Here is a 1,374-nt window from a genome sequence, read left to right on the forward strand (position 1 = left end):
AGATTTAAACATTCAAGAACCGCAATATTTGGAAGAACAAGCTTTGTCGTTAGTTTGAACAGATATTTACGAAAAACTCATCAAAGGTTACACGGAAAAACAATGGGGCCGCGATTGTAAAGATTTGCCTGCTTTCATCATCAAGCGTTTGCCGGTAAGGTTTACTTACGATAACAATTATTTTAACGATGCTTACCAGGGAATCCCGATTGGCGGTTACAACAAATTGACTGAAGGTTTGCTCGAAGGAACCGAAGTACGTTTGAACGAAAACTATTTCGACAACAAAGAATATTATGATTCTTTGGCGCCGAAAATTGTTTTTACCGGTAAAATAGACCAGTACTACGATTACCAGTTTGGCAAATTGCAGTACCGGAGTTTGCGTTTTGATCAGCAAACGTTGGATACCGACAATTATCAGGGCAGCGCTTTGGTGAACTATACCGAACGCGAAATCCCATACACCCGGATAATCGAACACAAACATTTTGAGTTTGGCACACAACCAAAAACAGTCATCACGCACGAACATCCGGCTGAGTGGGACGAAAGCAACGAGCCTTTTTACCCAATTAACGATCAGTTGAACAACGAGACGTATAAAAAATACAAAGCGTTGGCCGATGAAGAACATAACGTGATTTTTGGCGGCCGTTTAGCCGAATACCGTTATTACGATATGCACCAAATTATTGGTTCGGCTTTGAAAAAAGTAGAAACGCATTTTGCCGAAGCAAATTAAATTCTCCAAAAGGCAGCTTATTTTATGGGCTGCCTTTTTTGTTTTTTCAATTTTCTTTTCACTGATTTTTAGCCGATAAAAGAAGCATTATATTTACTTTAAATTTAAAGTTATGGAAGAAACTAATGAAAACCCATTAAATATAGAACTGTCTGAAGAAATGGCTGAAGGGATTTATTCTAACCTGGCCATCATTACCCATTCCGACTCAGAGTTTGTGTTGGATTTTATCCGCGTGATGCCCGGCGTACCTAAGGCAAGAGTAAAAAGCCGTATCATTTTAACGCCCGAACATGCCAAACGTTTGGTAATGGCACTGGAAGACAACATCAATCGTTTTGAAGCTATCAACGGAAAAATTAAGATCAAAGAAGCAACAGCTCTGCCTTTAAACTTTGGTGGGCCGGTTGGGCAGGCTTGATATTTAAAGTTAAAATTTCCGCTTAAACTTAGTGTCCGATGCTTCTTTTACATGCCTAAAATATAGTTGATCCAAATTTAGAATGCGTAAAAAGCCAGTCGTATTTATTTATCGCAAAGCTTTTCCGCATGTATTTAGTATTGAATTTATTTTCGATCAACTTAAAACAGCCTTACAAACTTCGCGCAGCATTGATAAATATGTTCTT

Annotated in this window: 2 protein-coding genes; both read left to right on the top strand. The window is 38.4% G+C overall.

Going from position 1 to position 1,374, the window contains the following annotated elements; all coding sequences use genetic code 11:
* Positions 1–79: 79 nt before the first annotated feature.
* Positions 80–745: a UDP-galactopyranose mutase gene (locus Q0192_RS06670; protein WP_299287959.1), complete on the top strand. Its 666-nt coding sequence runs from the start codon at positions 80–82 to the stop codon at positions 743–745.
* 112 nt (positions 746–857) lie between these two features.
* On the top strand, positions 858–1,166 hold the full coding sequence (locus Q0192_RS06675) for a DUF3467 domain-containing protein (protein WP_299287956.1): 309 nt from the start codon (positions 858–860) through the stop codon (positions 1,164–1,166).
* Positions 1,167–1,374 lie beyond the last annotated feature (208 nt).

Origin of the sequence: uncultured Mucilaginibacter sp., assembly GCF_937859865.1 — a bacterium.
GTDB lineage: Bacteria > Bacteroidota > Bacteroidia > Sphingobacteriales > Sphingobacteriaceae > Mucilaginibacter_A.